This is a genomic window from Aliirhizobium sp. YIM B11859 (assembly GCF_057163345.1).
Genome location: NZ_JBXHAY010000001.1, coordinates 762,629 through 780,977, shown reverse-complemented (window position 1 = coordinate 780,977; position 18,349 = coordinate 762,629). Strand labels below are relative to the sequence as shown.

Here is an 18,349-nt window from a genome sequence, read left to right as displayed (position 1 = left end):
GTCACAACCAGCGCGGCGGCTGGTCGATCATGCCCCATGCGTCGGATCGCATGTCGCGCCTCACCGTGCTCGGCGAAATACGCCCGTCGGCGATACCAAGATCGCAGCGTTCATGTTCACTCAACGCTTCTGCATCCATGTCGATAACGCCGTCACCACCGGCTCCTGATTCAGACGGATGTGCAATTTTGTTCGTCAGGCGCAAAAGCCCGCTGCGCAAACCATGCATCATGGCCGCATCTCCCTGATCTCACCATCACTGAATTGATGTCTATGCTTGCAGGATGCAGCCGTTTATGCTGCGTTTCCAACAAAACGTCCGTCTGCATGCATAAAGAGAATTGATCCATGAAGATGTCGAGGCAATTCCCGCTGAACAGCCTGCGGGTGTTCGAGGCTGCATCCCGGCAGCTGAGTTTCACCAAGGCCGGCGAAGAGCTGGGCCTGACCCAGACGGCCGTCAGCTATCAGATCAAGCTTCTCGAAGACACGCTCGGGGAACAGCTCTTTCTGCGCCGGCCGCGGCAGGTGACACTGACGGATGCCGGTGCGAGACTGGCGCCGAAAATATCCGAAGCCTTCGGCCTGATGGATGAGGCGCTCGCCGGCACGAAGGACCAGTCGGACAGCACGCTGATCATCCACACGACGGCGACCTTTGCCGCACGCTGGCTGGCACATCACCTCGGCACGTTCCAGCTGGACAATCCGGGCATCGCGGTGCGGCTGGAAACCTCGCAGGAAATGGTGGATTTCAGCCGCACGGAAGCCGATGTGGCGATCCGCAGCGGCAGCGGCTTATGGCCGGGGCTGAAGTCGCATTTTCTGATGAAGAGCGATTTCACCCCGATGCTGAGCCCGGCGCTGGCGCAGACCATCGGCGGCGTGCACCAGCCGGCCGACATTCTCAAGCTCCGGATCATCGATCCCGGCGACATCTGGTGGCCGCTCTGGTTTGACGCCGCCGGCCTTCCCGACATCGATCTCGGTGGCCGTCCGATCAGCCGTTACGGCGCGCAGGCTTTCGAGGCGGCGGCCGCGATCGCCGGCCAGGGAGTGGCAATCCTCAAGCCGGAATTTTATGCCGATGACGTGGCGCTCGGCCGTCTCATCCAGCCCTTCGAACTGCGGGCGACGGATGGCAGCGACTATTGGCTCGCCTACCCGCAGGCACGCCGGCAGTCGAACAAAATCCGCGCCTTTCGCGATTTCATGCGCAAGACGATGCCGACGTTCCGGGACTGATGTCGTCGGTGAAGCGGCTCAGTAGCTCATGTCAGGAGCGTAAAAGCAGCGCAGCGTGTCTTCCGTCGGATAGAGGCAGAGATGATATTCCTCGTCCTTCGAGCGCCGCGCCTCGCTCTGCGGCATGGTGAAGTGATGCGGCTTGGTGATCAGCCGGTGGTCGCCGGGCGCCAGCGAGATCTCGTAGCCCTGATTGGTGACCTTGACGTTGCGGGTCGAGATCATCTGGCAGTCGCCGCTTTTGCTGTCGCCATTGCAGCAGTAGCCGTCATATTTCCACGTCACGCCATTGGCGCTGTGGGCCTCATGCGCGGCGACGGACGTGATCCCGCCGCCGGTTACAAACGCAATCATCGCACCTGCAAGAATGCATCGCCTGTCTATGGGCATCAGCCTGTTCTCCGTTGATGGATGCCATCACCGGCAGCGTGCCTGACGCAATACTCCGAACACCGCCGGTTGAATTTGCACTCGCTACAATAGCCGAGTCGCCTTAGCCGGCTAAGCCCGGATTGATGCGATGCACAATTATCTTTGTTAGATCATGCTTATATCGGATGCGTGGCGCGTGAACGCCGGGACGCTTTGCCGGGTTCCATCCCGGGAACAAAATCCACCGCGCATGGCAAGAAGCCGTTCCCGACTGCCGCAATCGACGCTGAGCAAGAGTTGAATTCCGGTGATCGACCACATCTCCTATTCTTCGCAGATACGAAGGGAAGGAACGCCAATGCTCGTCCGCTGGTACACGATCGTGACGCTCGTCCTGCTCATGGCCGGCAGCTTCGCCCAGGCGCAGGATCACGCACAGGATCAGGAGCGCAAGGCGGAGGGATCGTCGATATTCGATCTTCTTCCGAAAGACGCGTCGAGCCAGCACCTGCTGGCGACGCCGGCAGGTGATATCCACTACACCGCGACAGCCGGGACGATGGATCTGTTCGGCCAGACCGGCGCGCGCAATGCAAAGATCTTCTACACCGCCTACACGGTGGCCGGCGGTGAGGTTCACCGCCCGCTGACCTTCGTGTTTAACGGAGGTCCGGGAGCAGCCTCTGCCTATCTTCACCTCGGCCTGATCGGGCCGAAAGTCGCGGATATCGGCAGTGGAAAAGGCGACGGCACCACCCCCACGCTTGAAGACAATCCAGAGAGCTGGATCGGTTTTACCGACCTTGTTTTCGTCGATCCAGTCGGCACCGGCTGGAGCCGCGCCGCACCCGATGCCCAGAACGCATTTTACGGCGTGCGGCAGGATGCCGAAAGCCTCGCCAAGTTCATCGCTCTTTATACCCGCAAGAACGATCGTCTCTCCTCCCCCAAATATCTCGTCGGTGAAAGTTACGGCGGTTTCCGCTCGGCAAAACTCGCCAAGGCCCTGAAGGATAGTCAGGGCATCCTGGTATCCGGCATCATCATGGTTTCACCGATGATCGACGGCGGCTTTCTGACGACCGCCGATACGGATCCCGTCACCGCCGCACTCCAGCTGCCGTCGCTGGCCGCAGCCGAACTGGAGCGGACGGGGGCATTTTCGGCAGACAAGGTAAGCGAAGCCGAAGCCTATGCGATGAGCACCTATCTGGTGGCTCTTGCCGGCGCACCGCCATCCGGGCCGCAGGCAGAGGCACTCTATGCCCGCGTCGCCTCGCTGACGGGATTGCCCAGGGATGTCGTGTCCCGCACCCGCGGTTTTGTCAGCTCCGTCTATCGAAAGCAGTCTGCCGGAGACGGTCAGGTCGTCAGCCTTTATGACGGTGCCGACATGTCGGTCGATGCCTATCCCGAGCGCACCAACGTCATCAACGACGATTCCATTCTGGACGGATATACCCGCGCCTATGGCCCGCTGTTTGCCGCCTATGCCAGGAACGACCTGCATTTCGACACCGACATGACCTACACCCTGCTGAATGGCGAGGTGAACCGCCAATGGGACTGGGACGGACGAAGAGCGGATGCCAACGCCTCCGATGACCTGCGCGATCTCCTCTCCGTCATTCCCTCCTTCCGCCTAGCGGTCCTACATGGCTACAGTGACATACTGACACCCTACGGGGTGTCGAAATTTATCCTCAACCATCTGCCGGAACCGCTGGCCCGCGACCGCACCGAATTGAGGCTCTATCGCGGCGGCCACATGTTCTACAGCGACCCCGGTTCGCGACGACAGGCAAGCGAAGACATGCGGTCGTTTTACGGAGCGGCGGCACCGGTTCGGGCAGAGCGACCGCGCGGCTGAGGCCGCAGCCGGCCGCGTGATGCGCACTTGTGCCGTCCTGCGTCCACCTGCCTCTTCCCTCGCCCCGTTTTTTTCCCCAGAGTGATGAATCGGGGAATAAAAACGGGAATAGCCGAATGTATGAATATGCCGTCGCCTGGGAATGGCTGAGCTTTGCGGTGCGTTGGTTCCATTTGATCACAGCGGTCGCCTGGATCGGCTCGTCCTTCTATTTCATCGCACTCGATCTCGGGCTGGTGAAGCGCCCGCATCTGCCGCCGGGCGCCTATGGCGAGGAATGGCAGGTTCATGGCGGCGGCTTCTACCATATCCAGAAATATCTGGTCGCACCCGCCCAGATGCCCGAACACCTGACCTGGTTCAAATACGAGAGCTATTTCACCTGGCTTTCCGGTTTCCTGATGCTCTGCGTCGTCTATTACGGCGGCGCCGATCTTTTCCTCATCGACCGTTCGGTGATGGATCTCGAACCCTGGCAGGCGATCTGTCTGTCGCTCGCCTCGCTGGCCATCGGATGGCTGTTCTACGACCAGCTGTGCAAGTCGAGGCTCGGCAACAACACCTGGGGGCTGATGATCCTGCTTTATGTGGCGCTTGTCGCTATGGCCTGGGGTTACACGCAGGTGTTTACCGGCCGCGCCGCCTTCCTGCATCTCGGCGCCTTCACCGCCACGATCATGTCGGCCAATGTCTTCATGATCATCATTCCCAACCAGAAGATCGTCGTCGCCGACCTGATCGCCGGCCGGACGCCGGATGCCAAATACGGCCGCATCGCCAAGCAGCGCTCGCTGCACAACAACTACCTGACGCTGCCGGTCATCTTCTTCATGCTGTCGAACCACTATCCGCTGGCCTTTGCCACCCAGTTCAACTGGGTGATCGCGGCATTGGTCTTCCTGATGGGGGTCACGATCAGGCACTGGTTCAACACCACCCATGCCCGCAAGGGCAAACCGACCTGGACCTGGCTGGTGACCGTGATCCTGTTCATCCTGATCATCTGGCTGTCGACCGTGCCGAAGGTGCTGACCGGTGAAACCGAGGTGTCGATGTCGCCGATGAGCCGAAAATTCGCTGCAAACGAACATTTCGGCGCAGCCCGCGATCTCGTCATGGCCCGTTGTTCGATGTGCCATGCGGCGGAACCGGTCTGGGACGGCGTGCCCTTCCCGCCGAAATCGGTAAAGCTTGAGACCGATGCCGAGATTGCCAGCCATGCGCGGGAAATCTATATCCAGGCAGGCAGAAGCCATGCCATGCCGCCGGGCAACGTCACCGATCTGACGCTGGACGAGAGGAAACTGCTCGTTGCGTGGTATGAAAGCGCCGTTGCCTCGAAATAATACCAACCTCGACAAGGTTCTCATGACAGCCACCCTGATCCGCGGACGTCTTCTGTCCTTCAAGCGCATGCCGCAATCGCTCACCGACAGCGACAGCTATCTCTACGAGCATGACGGCGCGCTGCTGATCGGTGGCGACGGAAAGATCAAGGCGGCCGGTGATTATGCGGCAGTGAGTGCCGATGCGGCTGACGATGTGACCGAGATCGACCACCGCCCGCATCTGATCCTGCCCGGCTTCATCGATTGCCATGTGCATTTCCCGCAGATGCAGGTGATCGCGTCCTATGCCGCGAACCTTCTCGAATGGCTGAACACCTATACCTTCCCGGAGGAATGCCGTTTCGTCGAAAGTGACCATGCGACCCGCATCGCCACGCATTTCTACGACGAATTCCTGCGTCAGGGCACGACGACGGCCGTCGCCTATTGCTCCGTCCACAAGACCTCAGCCGACGCCTTTTTCGCCGAAGCCATCAAGCGCAACATGTGCATGGTCGGCGGCAAGGTGATGATGGATCGCAACGCCCCGCAGGGCCTGCTCGACACGCCCGAAATGGGTTATGACGAGACCCGTCAGGTGATCGCCGACTGGCACGGCAAAGGCCGCAACCACGTCGCCATCACGCCGCGCTTCGCCATCACCTCGACGCCGGGGCAAATGAAGGCAGTCCAGGCGCTGGCGGAAGAGTTTCCAGACCTGTTTATCCAGACCCACCTGTCGGAAAACCACGACGAGATCCGCTACACCTGCGAGCTCTATCCGGAAGCAACCGACTATACCGATATCTATGCCCGTTATGGCCTGCTCGGAAACAAGACCCTGCTCGGCCACGCCATCCATCTTTCGGAGCGCGAGATCGATGCGCTGTCGGAGGCAGGTGCGGTCGCGGTCCACTGCCCGACCTCCAATCTTTTCCTCGGCTCCGGCCTCTTCCCGATGAAACAGCTGATGCGGCGTGAAAAGCCGCTGCGCGTCTCGGTCGCCACCGACATCGGCGGCGGCTCCAGCTATTCGATGCTGAAGACCATGGACGAGGCCTACAAGATCCAGCAATTGCTGGGCGAACGGCTGAACCCGCTCGAAAGCTTCTACCTGATGACCAGAGGCAATGCAGAGGCGCTGTCGATGCAGGACGATATCGGCACGCTGGATATCGGCTCGACCGCCGATCTCGTCATCCTCGATGCCGCGCCGACGCCCGCGATGAAGCTGCGCATGGAGACGATCAACACATTGCCGGAAGAGCTTTTCCTGCTGCAAACCATGGGCGACGACCGCGCCGTGGTCGAAACCTACGTGGCCGGAAAGCCGATGAAGACCGGGCTGTCGCGCTAGCGACAGCCTCTCCCAACGCCTCGAATAAAAAAGTATGATAAATTGCCGCGCGACGTTTCCGCGTTGTGCAATCATTAACCGTCTCGGGCGCAGTCTGGATTGAAGCAGAGAAATCTTCTCTTCGCTATGACAGCGGCTGCCCACCTGCCATTCATTCAGATCCCACAATTTGCTCAGTCCGGAGCAGAGATCCAGGGTTAAGACCGACATTTATGCTGCATGGGGTTTGCTGCCCTGTTCGGCACGATAGCGGCATGTCCGCAAAGCACGGCCTGCAGCTCACTCTCGGCTTCGATTTGGAAACCGTCCGAGAACCCAGATGACATTTTTAAAGAATGCGAGCATCCGAGCGAAAATTCTGTCGCTCATCATCCCGATCTGCCTTATCGCGATCGGATCCTCCCTTTATCTGTCCGGCGAATTCAAACACGCGGATTCGCTTTACGGCAGTTTCATTGCCAACGACAACCAGGCCGAAGTCGATCTGGTTGCCTCGACGAGAAGCCTCGTCGCAACCGGTTATTCCGCTTATCAGCTGGTGACGCGCAGCCAGACGGTTCCGCCCGAAGACATCGCAAAAAGCTTCTATAAGGAAAGCACGACCAGCCTGGTCGGCCGGATTGAACAGGCCAAGAAGGGCAGCCCCGAATACGGCGACTTGCTCGACGCTTTCGCAGTGCGCGCGAAACAGGTCGTTGCCCAGACCGACGCCGCCCTCAAGCCGGGACTGGATGCGGCAGAGTCCAGAGAGGCATTGGCCAAGGCAGACGCACTGATCCAGCCGCTGCTGGCCGACATGCGAAACCTGACGACCAAGATGAAGGACAATATCCATCTGCGCTCCGATGAACTCGCGGGACGGACCAATTCCACCATTCTGTTGTCGCTGACCGGTCTCGGCCTGCTCTTCGTGGTGATGATCGCGGCGGCACTTTTCGTTTCCTCGCGTGGCATCACCACACCGATCGCAAAGCTGCGCGGGCGCATGGTATCGCTCGCCGGCGGCGAGACCGAGACCGCCGTGGACGGCCTCGACCGCAAGGACGAAGTCGGCCAGATGGCAGCCGCAGTCGCCGTCTTCCGTGACAACGCCATCGAACGTTCCCGCCTGGAACGCGAGGCCGACAACAGCCGCTCGCTTTCCGAGCGCGAACGCCACGAGCGGGAAGCCCAGAAGGCGAAGGAAGCCGCCGATACCGGCTTTGCCGTCGAACAGCTCGCCACCGCCCTCGACCGTCTGGCCGGCGGAGACGTCGCTTACCGCATCGCCAGCAGCTTCGCTCCCCAGCTTGATACCCTGCGCTCGAACTTCAACGGTTCGGCCGCCAATCTCGAAGACGCACTGCGTGCCGTCGGCGACAATGCCCGTGGCATCGATGCCGGCGCAAACGAGATCCGCCAGTCGGCCGATCAGCTCGCCAAGCGCACAGAACAGCAGGCCGCATCGGTCGAGGAAACCGCAGCCGCGCTGGAAGAGATCACCACGACGGTGAAGGATGCCAGCATTCGTGCGGAGGAAGTCGGCAAGCTGGTGGGCAAGACCCGTCAGGGTGCCGAGCGTTCCGGCAGCATCGTCGAGAACGCCATCACCGCCATGCAGGAGATCGAGCGCTCGTCGGCCGAGATTACCAGCATTATCGGCGTCATCGACGACATCGCCTTCCAGACCAACCTGCTGGCACTCAACGCAGGCGTTGAGGCCGCCCGCGCCGGTGATGCCGGCAAGGGTTTCGCAGTCGTTGCCCAGGAAGTCCGCGAACTGGCCCAGCGCTCGGCCAGCGCCGCCAAGGAGATCAAGACGCTGATCAGTACATCCGGCGAGCATGTTCGTTCAGGCGTCGAACTGGTCGGCGAAACCGGTGCTGCGCTGAAGGTCATCGTCGCTGAAGTGCAGGACATCAACCGCCATGTGGATGCCATCGTCGAATCGTCGCGCGAACAGTCGGTCGGTCTCCAGGAGATCAATCTCGCCGTCAACACGATGGACCAGAGCACCCAGCAGAATGCAGCAATGGTGGAGGAATCCACTGCTGCCAGCCACCGCCTGGCCGGCGAGGCGAAGGCCCTGAACGGGCTTCTGGCGCGCTTCAATATCGGGCGCAATCCCTCGGCCGTCCAGCCTGCCTCGCCAGCGTTAAGACCGGTGGCCTCGCCGGCGAGATCGCTTGGCAACAAGCTTGCTGCCGCATTCGGCGGAGGTGCAGCCGTTGCACAACCGGCAGCTTGGGAAGACTTCTAAGTAGGCTTTCAGCCATATCTCAAACAGGAAACGGGCGGCATTTGCCGTCCGTTTCTTTTGAACCGATGGCGACAGGATCGCGTGCTGAAGCTGGCGGTCCACATCGCAGAAAAGACCAACCCGAGCCAGGCCCAATCTATCGGCCCTCCCCCCTGCAGAAGCGTCTCACGCCGTCCCTGATCGCGTCCGTCACCGCGCGGATTATCGGGGCATCGCGAATGTCGGAATGAACAACAAGCCAGATATCGCGCAGGACCGGTTGTTCCTCGGCAATCGCCACCACCAGCCCATCGTTCGGACCAATGAAAAAATCCGGCAGGATGGCGATACCGCCACCGGCGCTGGCGGCGGCACGCTGGAATTCCAATGTCGAGGCCCTGATGCCGATCCTCCGCTCACCGGCGATCTCGACCAGCCTGCGATGCTGCGGCGAAGCTTCCATATCGGCGCCGTAAGTTATGAAGCTCCATTCCCGTTCCGGTGTGCCGGCAAGATAGGAAGGCGATGCGTAGACGTTGAAGGCGACACCGCCGATGCGCATCACGGTCAGGTCGCCCTGCTCCGGGCGGTTAAGCCTGATGGCGACATCCGCCTCACGCCGGCTGAGTGAGGCATAACGCTTCTCCCCGACGACGGAGATCTCGATCTCCGGATGACGCTGGCGCAATTCGGCAATCGGCCCGGGCAGAAGGACATTCGAGAGCGCCGGCGGTGCGCTGATCCTCACGGTGCCGGCCAGTCGGTCCTGCGACAGTGCCGCCTGGCTGATCGCCAGCGCCTGCTCTTCCATCTGCCGTGCCATGGCGGCGATGCGCTCACCCTCGCGCGTCAGTTCGATCCGGCGGCCACGCCGATCGATCAGCCTCGTCTGCAGCTGCTCTTCCAGCAATGCCACCCGTCGGCTGACCGTCGCATGCTCGACGCCGAGGGCGCGGGCCGCCCCCAGCAGCGTGCCCCGGCTTGAAAGAGCGAGGAAATAACGGAGATTTTCCCAATCCAGCATTGTTCATTTTTTCCCATTTGCTGCGAAATTATAGGGAATTTTCAAACAACACAGAAGCCGTGATGATTGTTGCATGTTTCAATCACGGAGAATGAAGATGAAGGACATTATTGTCCGTCTGGCTGCCTGTGGCGGCACCGAAAACCTGCAGCATTCCGATCTGCCGCAACTGCACCCGCAGGAAAACGAGATCGTCATCAGGCAGAAGGCGATCGGCATGAATTTTCTCGATATCTACCATCGCAAGGGCATCTATCCTCTGCCGGCCTATCCCGCCGCCATAGGTGTCGAGGCGGCCGGGGTCGTTGAGGCCATCGGACAGGCGGTGAACGGACTGAAGGTCGGCGATCGGGTGGCCTATGCGACGAGCATCGGCGCCTATGCGTCCGCACGGACGATCGTTTCCGAAAAGGTCGTGGTGCTGCCAGACGCAATCGGCTTCGACACCGCCGCTTCATCGCTGCTCAAGGGCATGACGGCCTACATGCTTCTGCACAAGACCTACCCCGTCACCGCAGGAACGGTCATTCTGGTGCATGCCGCGGCCGGAGGGCTCGGCACGATGCTGGTCCGCTGGGCAAAACATCTCGGCGCAACGGTGATCGGGACCGTCAGTTCGCCGGCGAAAGCGGAAGTCGCACACGCCGCTGGCACCGACCATCTCGTCCTGGGACGTGATGCCGATATCGTCTCTGAAGTCCGGGCTCTGACCGGCGGTCGTGGCGTCGACGTCGCCTATGATGGTATCGGTAGCAGCATGCTTGCCCACAGCATCGACTGCGTCCGACCATTCGGCACCATAGCCTCCATCGGACAGGCTGGCGGCTCGATCCCGCCGATCGCCATCGAGACATTGCGGCCGGGAAAATCGCTGTCGCTGCCCAGTATCATGGCTTACGCGACCGATACCGCGAATTACCGCGAAGCCGCGGAGGCGGCACTGGAGGCCATGCGACATGGCATTGTCGCAACCATCGCCGAAGAGTTTCCGCTGCAGCAGGCGGCCGAAGCTCATGCCCTGCTGGAAAGCGGCCGGGCCACAGGCAGTCTGCTGCTGATCCCCTGACATCAGACGCCGGCAATTGCGGAGACCCGCAAACATGCCTCCCGCCCACGCTTTCCGCTGGCATGGCGGCTTGGATATGCTACCTCTCGAAACGCAATTTCAGGAGGAACCTTGCATCATGTCCAAGCCGCTCACCATCGCCGATCTGAAGACAATGGCCCGCCGCCGTGTGCCGAAAATGTTCTTCGATTATGCCGATAGCGGCGCATGGACGGAGGGCACCTACCGCGCCAACGAGGATGATTTTTCGAAGATCAAGCTGCGCCAGCGGGTACTGGTCGACATGACCAACCGGTCCCTCGCCACGACCATGGTCGGACAGGATGTCTCCATGCCGGTAGCGCTGGCGCCGACCGGCCTGACCGGCATGCAGCATGCCGATGGCGAGATGCTGGCGGCAAAGGCCGCCGAGGAATTCGGCGTGCCTTTCACGCTGTCGACGATGAGCATATGCTCGATCGAGGATGTCAGGTCGGTGACGTCAAAGCCCTTCTGGTTCCAGCTGTATGTGATGAAGGATCGCGGTTTCATCGAACGACTGATCGGCCGCGCCAAGGCGGCCGGCTGCTCGGCGCTCGTCGTCACCGCCGACCTGCAGATTTTGGGCCAGCGCCACAAGGATCTGCGCAACGGCCTCTCCGCACCGCCGAAATGGACGCTGAACAGCGCCCTGCAGCTGGCAACCAAACCCTTCTGGTGCATGGACATGCTGCAGACCAAGCGTCGCGGTTTCGGCAATATTGTCGGCCATGCCAGCAACGTCTCCGATCTGTCGTCGCTGTCGGCCTGGACGGCCGAACAGTTCGACCCGCAGCTGTCCTGGGACGATATCCGCTGGATCAAGGACATGTGGGGCGGCAAGCTCATCATCAAGGGCATACTGGACGAGGACGATGCCCGCGCCGCCGCCGATACCGGTGCCGATGCGCTGATCGTCTCCAACCATGGCGGCCGCCAGCTCGATGGCGCTCCCTCCTCGATCTCGATGCTGCCGAAAATCGTCGATGCGGTCGGTGACCGGCTGGAAGTGCATTTCGATGGCGGCATCCGCTCCGGCCAGGACGTGCTGAAGGCGGTCGCACTCGGCGCCAAGGGCACCTATATCGGCCGCCCCTTCCTTTATGGCCTCGGCGCCATGGGCAAGCCGGGCGTCACCACGGCGCTGGAGATCATCCGCAAGGAGATGGACATCACCATGGCCCTTTGCGGCAAGCGTGACATCGCCGACTGCGGCAAGAACATCATCGCCGCCACGCCGTTCTGATTTAAAGAAATCATGGCGGCCGGCCTTGTTCGCCGGCCGCCATTGCCAACCGGAAAGGCGCAGCACGCTATGGACGGCATGCGGAAATCTTCCTGGCCGGCACCATTCAAAACGCCGTTATGGGCCGCGCTGGTCGCGCTCGGTGCCGCGCTTTCGCCCGGCGTCACCAGCGCTACCGAGCAGAAAGGCCGGTCGGAATGCCTTTATGAGCGATCATCCGGCAGTCAGCCGATCTGCATTCGCAAGCAGTTCTTCAACGCCGATCTCTGCCGCACGATCGAAATATTTGCCGATGCTCACGCCCTTCCAGCCGATTTTTTCGCCCGCCTGATCTGGCGGGAAAGCCTGTTTCGCCCGGAGGCGATCAGTCACAAGGGAGCAGAAGGCATCGCCCAGTTCATGCCCGAGACGGCAAGAAGGCGCGGCCTCGGCAACAGCTTCGACGTCATCGAGGCGCTGGATGCGTCGGCCGCCTATCTGAACGAGCTGACGCGCCGTTTCGGCAATTTCGGTTTTGCCGCTGCGGCCTATAATGCCGGCGAGAATGGCCTTGCCCGCTTCCTTTCTGCCGGACGGCTACCGATAGAAACGAGGGATTATGTCTTTGCCATCACCGGCACGCTTGTCGAGACCTGGCGCGACAGCCCGCCCGCAGTCGCCGCTCCCGCTCTGGATGACACGACCTCATTCCATGATGCATGTACGACACTGGCGGACACCCGCCGGATGAACGAGCCGGTACTTGCCGGTTCCGCCGACTGGGCGCCCTGGGGCGTTCAACTGGCCGCCCATTATCGCCCGATCATCGTCGACCGGTTATTCACCCGCGCCATCGGCAGCCTGCCGGCGCCGTTGAACGAGGAGCGCGCCCTGATCGTCAGGCAACGCGGCGGCAATTTCGGCAACCGGCCACGATATGCCGCACGGATCGGACGAGAAACCCGCCCGGAGGCCATAAAACTTTGCGCTGCGATCAAGGCGTCCGGGGTGCCTTGCACCGTCTTTCGCAACAGATAGGGGCATCCTTCGTGATGATCACGAGCGCCCGCCATACCGGCCTCAGGTCCGGGGTCAGCGTAGAGCAGTTGCAGCAAAACTGCGCGGCGGTTTTGCGTCCGGAACGACGCCGGATCATATGGAGAATTCAATTCCGCTTTTCGAAGAAATGCGGAATCGAATTAACCGCACCAGCCGCCCTTGCCTGCGCCCGGTCGTTTCGCCAACCCTTCATTGACCAGCACGTCGGCCAGTGAGCGGCCGTTGCGGGTGACATCGCGCAACTGATGGCCTTCGACCTCGGCGTCATTGCCTTTCCAGCTCACCAGGTCGAACGGACCGGAATCGAGGAAGGCACGGACGCGCAGCTTGGCGTCGCTCGCCTTGATCCGTTCGGCCTCGCAATGCGGCTTGCTGATATTCGGCACCTCGATGCCGACAAGGCGGATCTTCTGGCCATGGACAACGAAACGGTCGGCCGCCACGACACAATCGTCCTGCTTGGCTGTACCGCAGAGGAAAAACTTCGCCTGATAGGCGCCGGCTGCTGCCGGGCCGTTATTAGCTTCGCCGGGCCGCGCAGGCGCCGATTGCGCCACGACATCAAGGCCCGGCTTGCCGACCGGTGCCGGCGGGATGATCGCCGCGGTCTGGGTCTGGTCGGGAGGGCCGACGGGACGCGGCGGAACGGGTGTCGGCAGGCGAACCAACTGCCCTTCCTGCGGTTTTGTCGGTGCAGACCGCTCGCGCTGCGGCTCCCGGGCGGCCGTATGTGCCGGTTTTTCGGACGTCAGGCTGGCAACGAATCGGCGGGCTGGGGCAAAATTGTCGTAGGCCGCAACCCCGCCGCCAATGGCGACGAGAGCCACCACCCACGGCATGAGCGAGGATCCGGATTTTGCCGGAGCACGTTTGCCGCCATTCCGCCTGGTAGCTGTTTTTTTACGTGCCTGAGCCATGGAATCATCCCCTGTCGAATCGTAGAGGAGTATCGGGGCTAAGCCTTGCCGAATGGTTTCCAGACCGCTCCATCGCCGGATGGTCCAGGGATTATCACACCCGCCCCGTCGCCAGCGCGGATGCCCATTCGGGGCGGCCGTTATCTGCAGCAAGTCTCGACATGGCCATGTGATCGTAGGCGACATTCCGGAAGATCGGCACCCATCCCCTCTCGGTCTTTTCGATCACCGCATAAGACGCCATCGCGTGACCCGTCTCGACCTTGTGGAAATACGGAGCATCGTCGTCATAGGCGGGCTGCCCGACACTGCCGGGATTGACGATCAGTCGCCCATCCGAAAGCGCGACCATCCGCTGAACATGGCTATGGCCGCAAAGGATAAGCGATTGCCCTATGCCGTCCGCCAGCGCCTCGATCTCGTCCTGCGGCCTCAGACTGACCTGTCCCGCCGGCGCGACAGTTTCCAGCCAGTAACGGTTGTCGTCTTTCGGTGTCGCGTGGCAGAGATAGACTTCGTCGCGCCAGATCATGCTGAAAGGCAGTTTGCGCAGCCAGTCGAAGTGCCTTGGCGAGAGCTGGCGATGCGCATGTGCATCCGACGCCTCCAGCTGGTCGGCGGAGCCTTCCAGCAGATAACGATCATGGTTGCCGCGCACTGTCTGCCTGCCTTCCATGTCGAGGAGAAGCAGCAGGTCACCGGTGCGATCGGCCTCCAGCGGCCCGCTGAAACAATCGCCGAGATTGACGATGTCGCGAATACCAAGCGCGGCGATATCGTCGAGTACCGCCTGCAGTGCTGCACAATTTCCATGAATGTCGGCGATCGCGGCAAAACGCATCAGCTGCCCCTGTAGGTCGAATAGCCATAAGGCGAAAGCAATAGCGGCACATGGTAATGCGCCGTCACATCCGAAATTCCGAAGCGGATCGGGATGATGTCGAGGAAGGCTGGTTCGCTCAGCGCGATACCGTGGCCACGCAGGTAATCGCCGGCGTGAAAGACCAGTTCATAAGTTCCCGCAACAAAGCTTTCGCCGACAAGCATCGGTCCGCCATCGACCCGGCCGTCGGCATTGGTCGTCACAGTCTTCACCTTTGTCCTGACCTCGCCGTCGATCCGGTAGAGATCGATGGCAAGCCCTTCGGCCGGTCTGCCGCTGGCGGTATCGAGCACATGCGTGGTGAGGCCGGTCATGGTTTGGGCTCCGCGATTTGATAGGGCGTTTCGAAGAAGAATTCTTCCAGATTGGCGGCGGTATTATCGCGATCGACAACGAGAAAATCGCTGACCTCGCCGAGCGCCATCAGCGGGTGATGCCAGACATTGGCGAAATAGTTGACGCCCTGACCGGCTCGCGCAAGGAATATCTTCGGCCGACCCGGCTTTCCGTGGTCATCTGCCGACACGCCGACAAGAAACGGCCTGCCGGAAAGCGGCACGAAGCTCTGGCTGCCGAACGGGTGTCGTTCCATCATCCCGACCTGATAGGGAAATTTTCGTGGCTGTCCGCGAAAAATGTTGAAGATCAGTCGTTCCGGCTCGCCGACCACGACCGGTTCTGCCAGCCCGTGATACCGCTCGGTGGTGCCGTTATTGATCAGCCGCATGGTCGACGGATCAGCTTCGATCACATCGCCATAGGGCGAAAATTCCGTCTTGGTGAGGGGCAGGATTTGCAGGATGTCGGTCAAGTCATTCGCCTTGGGCATGCCAGTTGCTGAGATTGTCGAGATGAGAGAGAAGATCGGGCAATGATGTCCGTATTGTCGTCAGCACGACAGGCAATTCCAGTTCGTAATAGTCATGAACGACAAAATTACGCATTCCCTTCATTTTTGCCCAGGGTATTTCGGGATGTTCGATCGGAAAATCGGGGTATCGGGCCATGATCCGCGCAGCGCTCTCCCCGATCAGGACCAATGCCATGCCGACCGCCATCTGCGTTTTCGTGTCTGAGAGAAAGGCATCGGCCGCCATGCCGTCCACGAACGCACAGGCCTGCGAGGCGGCGTCATGCATTTGTTCAAGATAGCTGGCCAGCCGACCGGGGGTCATATAGCAAAAGCTTCTGCAAGAACGCGGTTCCGGATCAGTTCAGGCAGTCCACCGGATGTAACAACATCCACCCTGACCCCTTCGAACATCCGCTCCAGCTCGTATTGCAACCCGCCCAGATCAAACAAGGTCGTCCCCGGTAGAGCATCGACCAGAATGTCGATATCGCTGTCCGGTCCGTCTTCGCCGCGGGCGACCGAGCCGAAGACACGCGGGTTCGCCGCATTGAAGCGCTTCGTCGCTTCCCGGATCGCTTCGCGGTTCTTTTCCAAGACTTCCGACGGTCGCATCGGCATCACTCCTGATAGTGCCAATATAGGTGACAGCGGATCGGCAGCAAAGCGATCCTTCGCGCTCCCTACCCTTCCGGCAGCAGGACCAGCAATCGGAGCAGCGCGATCCGCTCCACCTGGGCACAGGCGGTGGAAAACTCCCCATCGGCGCCGTTGGCGATCCGCGTTTCGAACGCCGTAAGGATGTCGTCCTTGTTCAGCCCCTTCACCGCGATAATGAAAGGGAAACCGAATTTTGTTGTATAGGCGGCGTTGAGCGTCGTGAAACGGGCATGTTCGTCGGGCGTCAGCCGGTCGAGCCCGGCACCGGCCTGCTCCTGCCTGCTGTCTTCGGTCAGATCACCGGCGACCGCCAACTTGCCCGCCAGATCGGGATGGGCGTTGAGCACACCGAGCCGCTCAGTGGCACTCGCCTTGCGGAATTCCGACACCATCGCCGCATGCACGCCTCTCGCCGTCAACGGCACGAACAGCAGCCCGGCATCATAGGCCCGCTCGGCAACGAACGGCGAATGCTCGAACACGCCGCCGAAGGTTGCGACAAAATCCTGCCTTGCGGTCATTCGCTATCCCCGAATGCTTCTGCAGGCTGGTGATGTTCATGCCAGTGGCGCGCGATCTCGATCCGCTGCGGCAGCCAGACCTTTTCATGACCGAGCACATATTCCATGAAGCGGCGAAGTGCTGCGATGCGGCCGGGGCGCCCGACAAGCCGGCAATGCAGCCCGACCGACATCATCTTCGGGCTGCCCTCCTGGCCCTCCCGGTAGAGCGTATCGAACGCATCCTTGAGATAGGTGAAAAACTGGTCGCCGGCATTGAAGCCTTGCGGCGTGGCAAACCGCATGTCGTTGGTTTCGAGCGTATAGGGGATGATCAGGAAAGGCTTGTCGCCAACGCCCGGCACCCAGTAGGGCAGATCGTCGGCATAGCTGTCGGAGGAATAGAGGAACCCGCCCTCCTCCATCACCAGCTTCAACGTATTGTCCGAAGGTTTGCCCTGATACATCCCGTAGGGCCGCTCGCCGACGAGCTCCGTGTGCAGTCGCACCGCCTCGAGAATATGTTCGCGTTCCTTCGCGACCGGAAAATCCTTGTATTCCAGCCACCGATAACCGTGGCTGGCAATCTCCCAGCCGGCCTCCTTCATCGCCGCCACCGCTTCCGGATTGCGCGCCATGGCAAGTGTCACACCATAAACCGTCACCTGGACGTTGACATCGGTAAACAGCCGCCACAGCCGCCAGAAACCGGCGCGTGAACCGTATTCGTAGATCGATTCCATATTGAGGTTGCGTTGCCCCGGCCAGGGTGCCGCACCGACGATTTCCGACAGCAGGTTTTCCGAGGCCGGATCGCCGTCCATGATCGAGCTTTCACCGCCCTCTTCGTAATTGATGACGAACTGCACAGCGACATTGGCACCGCCCGGCCATTTCGGATCAGGAATGTTGCGGCCGTAGCCGACGAGATCGCGCGGATAGTCTTTTATCGTTATCGGCATGTTCCACCTCGGATATCTGAGTGCAACGGTAGCGCACCGCTTCCTCAGATGTCGAGATGGAAGTTTGGCCGACCTCGATCAGGCGCTCTTGCGGGCGGCAACACGGCCCATCGGATGCAGCGAGTGAACCAGCAGCGGCGCGCCGGGCTCTTCTTCGACAAACAGCGCCAGGTTGGCGATATCCACCGGCTTTGTCAGATAGGGCGCGAAATAATCCCTCAGCACCGGCCCGATGGTCATGCTGTCCTTGGCGAGAAGCGGCCCGGTCAGCGCCATATGGAAGCGGAATTCGTCCATCACGTAAGGATGGCCCCAGCGGTAGAGATTGGCAAATTGCGGCGCGGAAAGATCGCCCGGATCGCTGCGCTCGAATTCCGCCTCGGACAACGGCGCGCGGAAGACATCGAATTCCTGCACCACGGCGCAGGCAAAATGCCGCATCTGGTCGCAATGGCTGGCTGGCACCAGCCCGAAGAAATTGCCGAGCCGCGCCACTTCCAGGAGAGGCAGGCGGAATGGTTCGTGGGAACCGGCAAACCGCATCAGGTGGCGAAGCAGCATCGCCTCGCTGATCTCGGGCGCCAGCCGGAACGGCGCCTTGAGCGCCGCGTGAAAGCCGCTGCGGCGGGGAATGGCGGTATGAAAGGAGATTTCATGCAGGCCGATCCCACGGATTGCCGGAGGCTCGGTCACGTCACCTGAAAATGCATTCCGGCCGAGCCATTGCGACGCGGCAAGCGTCAGCGCGTCATGGGCCGGCGGCGTGAAATATATGGCATAGCGCATGCGTCACCT

General features: G+C 61.0%; 20 protein-coding genes. 8 read left to right on the top strand and 12 right to left on the bottom strand.

Annotated features, from left to right (window positions below; all coding sequences use genetic code 11):
* Position 1 precedes the first annotated feature (1 nt).
* Positions 2-232, bottom strand: coding sequence for a hypothetical protein (locus AC2GXZ_RS03610; protein WP_483757742.1), 231 nt, complete (start codon positions 230-232; stop codon positions 2-4).
* 116 nt (positions 233-348) lie between these two features.
* Here AC2GXZ_RS03610 and AC2GXZ_RS03605 point away from each other — a divergent pair, with 116 nt between their 5' ends.
* Positions 349-1,245 carry a LysR substrate-binding domain-containing protein gene (locus AC2GXZ_RS03605; RefSeq protein WP_483757741.1) on the top strand — a complete coding sequence of 299 codons (897 nt, stop codon included), beginning with the start codon at positions 349-351 and terminating at the stop codon, positions 1,243-1,245.
* Between the two features lie 18 nt (positions 1,246-1,263).
* Here the strand turns inward: AC2GXZ_RS03605 and AC2GXZ_RS03600 are convergent, their stop codons facing one another.
* Positions 1,264-1,599, bottom strand: coding sequence for a hypothetical protein (locus AC2GXZ_RS03600; RefSeq protein ID WP_483758255.1), 336 nt, complete (start codon positions 1,597-1,599; stop codon positions 1,264-1,266).
* A gap of 376 nt (positions 1,600-1,975) precedes the next feature.
* Here AC2GXZ_RS03600 and AC2GXZ_RS03595 point away from each other — a divergent pair, with 376 nt between their 5' ends.
* From AC2GXZ_RS03595 to AC2GXZ_RS03580, 4 genes are all read left to right on the top strand, one after another.
* Positions 1,976-3,487: a S10 family peptidase gene (locus AC2GXZ_RS03595; protein WP_483757740.1), complete on the top strand. Its 1,512-nt coding sequence runs from the start codon at positions 1,976-1,978 to the stop codon at positions 3,485-3,487.
* A gap of 116 nt (positions 3,488-3,603) precedes the next feature.
* Complete coding sequence (gene puuD, locus AC2GXZ_RS03590) at positions 3,604-4,833, top strand: urate hydroxylase PuuD (RefSeq protein ID WP_483757739.1); 1,230 nt, start codon at positions 3,604-3,606, stop codon at positions 4,831-4,833.
* A gap of 22 nt (positions 4,834-4,855) precedes the next feature.
* Complete coding sequence (gene guaD, locus AC2GXZ_RS03585; RefSeq protein ID WP_483757738.1) at positions 4,856-6,172, top strand: guanine deaminase; 1,317 nt, start codon at positions 4,856-4,858, stop codon at positions 6,170-6,172.
* Positions 6,173-6,491: 319 nt separating this feature from the next.
* Positions 6,492-8,411, top strand: coding sequence for a methyl-accepting chemotaxis protein (locus AC2GXZ_RS03580; RefSeq protein ID WP_483757737.1), 1,920 nt, complete (start codon positions 6,492-6,494; stop codon positions 8,409-8,411).
* A 136-nt stretch (positions 8,412-8,547) separates the two neighbouring features.
* On the opposite strand, the gene AC2GXZ_RS03575 is transcribed toward AC2GXZ_RS03580, so the two are convergent.
* Entirely contained in the window at positions 8,548-9,414 is an 867-nt protein-coding gene (locus AC2GXZ_RS03575) for a LysR family transcriptional regulator (protein WP_483757736.1), read from the bottom strand.
* A gap of 97 nt (positions 9,415-9,511) precedes the next feature.
* Here AC2GXZ_RS03575 and AC2GXZ_RS03570 point away from each other — a divergent pair, with 97 nt between their 5' ends.
* The 3 genes from AC2GXZ_RS03570 (at position 9,512) to AC2GXZ_RS03560 (ending at position 12,761) form a co-directional block, all read left to right on the top strand.
* Positions 9,512-10,480, top strand: a complete 969-nt coding sequence (locus tag AC2GXZ_RS03570; protein ID WP_483757735.1) for a quinone oxidoreductase family protein — start codon at positions 9,512-9,514, stop codon at positions 10,478-10,480.
* 118 nt (positions 10,481-10,598) lie between these two features.
* Entirely contained in the window at positions 10,599-11,744 is a 1,146-nt protein-coding gene (locus tag AC2GXZ_RS03565) for an alpha-hydroxy acid oxidase (protein WP_483757734.1), read from the top strand.
* 78 nt (positions 11,745-11,822) lie between these two features.
* On the top strand, positions 11,823-12,761 hold the full coding sequence (locus tag AC2GXZ_RS03560) for a transglycosylase SLT domain-containing protein (RefSeq protein ID WP_483757733.1): 939 nt from the start codon (positions 11,823-11,825) through the stop codon (positions 12,759-12,761).
* A 161-nt stretch (positions 12,762-12,922) separates the two neighbouring features.
* Here AC2GXZ_RS03560 and AC2GXZ_RS03555 read toward each other — a convergent pair whose 3' ends face one another.
* From AC2GXZ_RS03555 to AC2GXZ_RS03515, 9 genes are all read right to left on the bottom strand, one after another.
* Entirely contained in the window at positions 12,923-13,699 is a 777-nt protein-coding gene (locus AC2GXZ_RS03555) for a hypothetical protein (protein WP_483757732.1), read from the bottom strand.
* Positions 13,700-13,793: 94 nt separating this feature from the next.
* The gene (locus AC2GXZ_RS03550; protein ID WP_483757731.1) at positions 13,794-14,540 is read right to left on the bottom strand and encodes a metallophosphoesterase family protein; all 747 of its coding nucleotides are present in this window, start codon (positions 14,538-14,540) and stop codon (positions 13,794-13,796) included.
* A complete protein-coding gene (gene uraH / locus AC2GXZ_RS03545) occupies positions 14,540-14,896 on the bottom strand; it encodes a hydroxyisourate hydrolase (RefSeq protein WP_483757730.1) in 357 nt (118 codons plus the stop codon). The genes AC2GXZ_RS03550 and uraH overlap by 1 nt, the downstream gene beginning before the upstream one ends.
* Complete coding sequence (locus AC2GXZ_RS03540; RefSeq protein WP_483757729.1) at positions 14,893-15,393, bottom strand: ureidoglycolate lyase; 501 nt, start codon at positions 15,391-15,393, stop codon at positions 14,893-14,895. Before AC2GXZ_RS03540 ends, uraH begins: the two co-directional genes overlap by 4 nt.
* Before the next feature lies 1 nt (position 15,394).
* Positions 15,395-15,757: a HepT-like ribonuclease domain-containing protein gene (locus AC2GXZ_RS03535; RefSeq protein ID WP_483757728.1), complete on the bottom strand. Its 363-nt coding sequence runs from the start codon at positions 15,755-15,757 to the stop codon at positions 15,395-15,397.
* Positions 15,754-16,047: a nucleotidyltransferase family protein gene (locus tag AC2GXZ_RS03530; RefSeq protein WP_483757727.1), complete on the bottom strand. Its 294-nt coding sequence runs from the start codon at positions 16,045-16,047 to the stop codon at positions 15,754-15,756. Before AC2GXZ_RS03530 ends, AC2GXZ_RS03535 begins: the two co-directional genes overlap by 4 nt.
* 68 nt (positions 16,048-16,115) lie before the next feature.
* Positions 16,116-16,613 carry a 2-oxo-4-hydroxy-4-carboxy-5-ureidoimidazoline decarboxylase gene (gene uraD, locus AC2GXZ_RS03525; protein ID WP_483757726.1) on the bottom strand — a complete coding sequence of 166 codons (498 nt, stop codon included), beginning with the start codon at positions 16,611-16,613 and terminating at the stop codon, positions 16,116-16,118.
* Positions 16,610-17,554: an allantoinase PuuE gene (gene puuE, locus AC2GXZ_RS03520; protein ID WP_483757725.1), complete on the bottom strand. Its 945-nt coding sequence runs from the start codon at positions 17,552-17,554 to the stop codon at positions 16,610-16,612. The genes uraD and puuE overlap by 4 nt, the downstream gene beginning before the upstream one ends.
* A gap of 78 nt (positions 17,555-17,632) precedes the next feature.
* Positions 17,633-18,340 (bottom strand): DUF1045 domain-containing protein, encoded by a 708-nt coding sequence (locus tag AC2GXZ_RS03515; RefSeq protein WP_483757724.1) that lies wholly within the window; start codon positions 18,338-18,340, stop codon positions 17,633-17,635.
* Positions 18,341-18,349 lie beyond the last annotated feature (9 nt).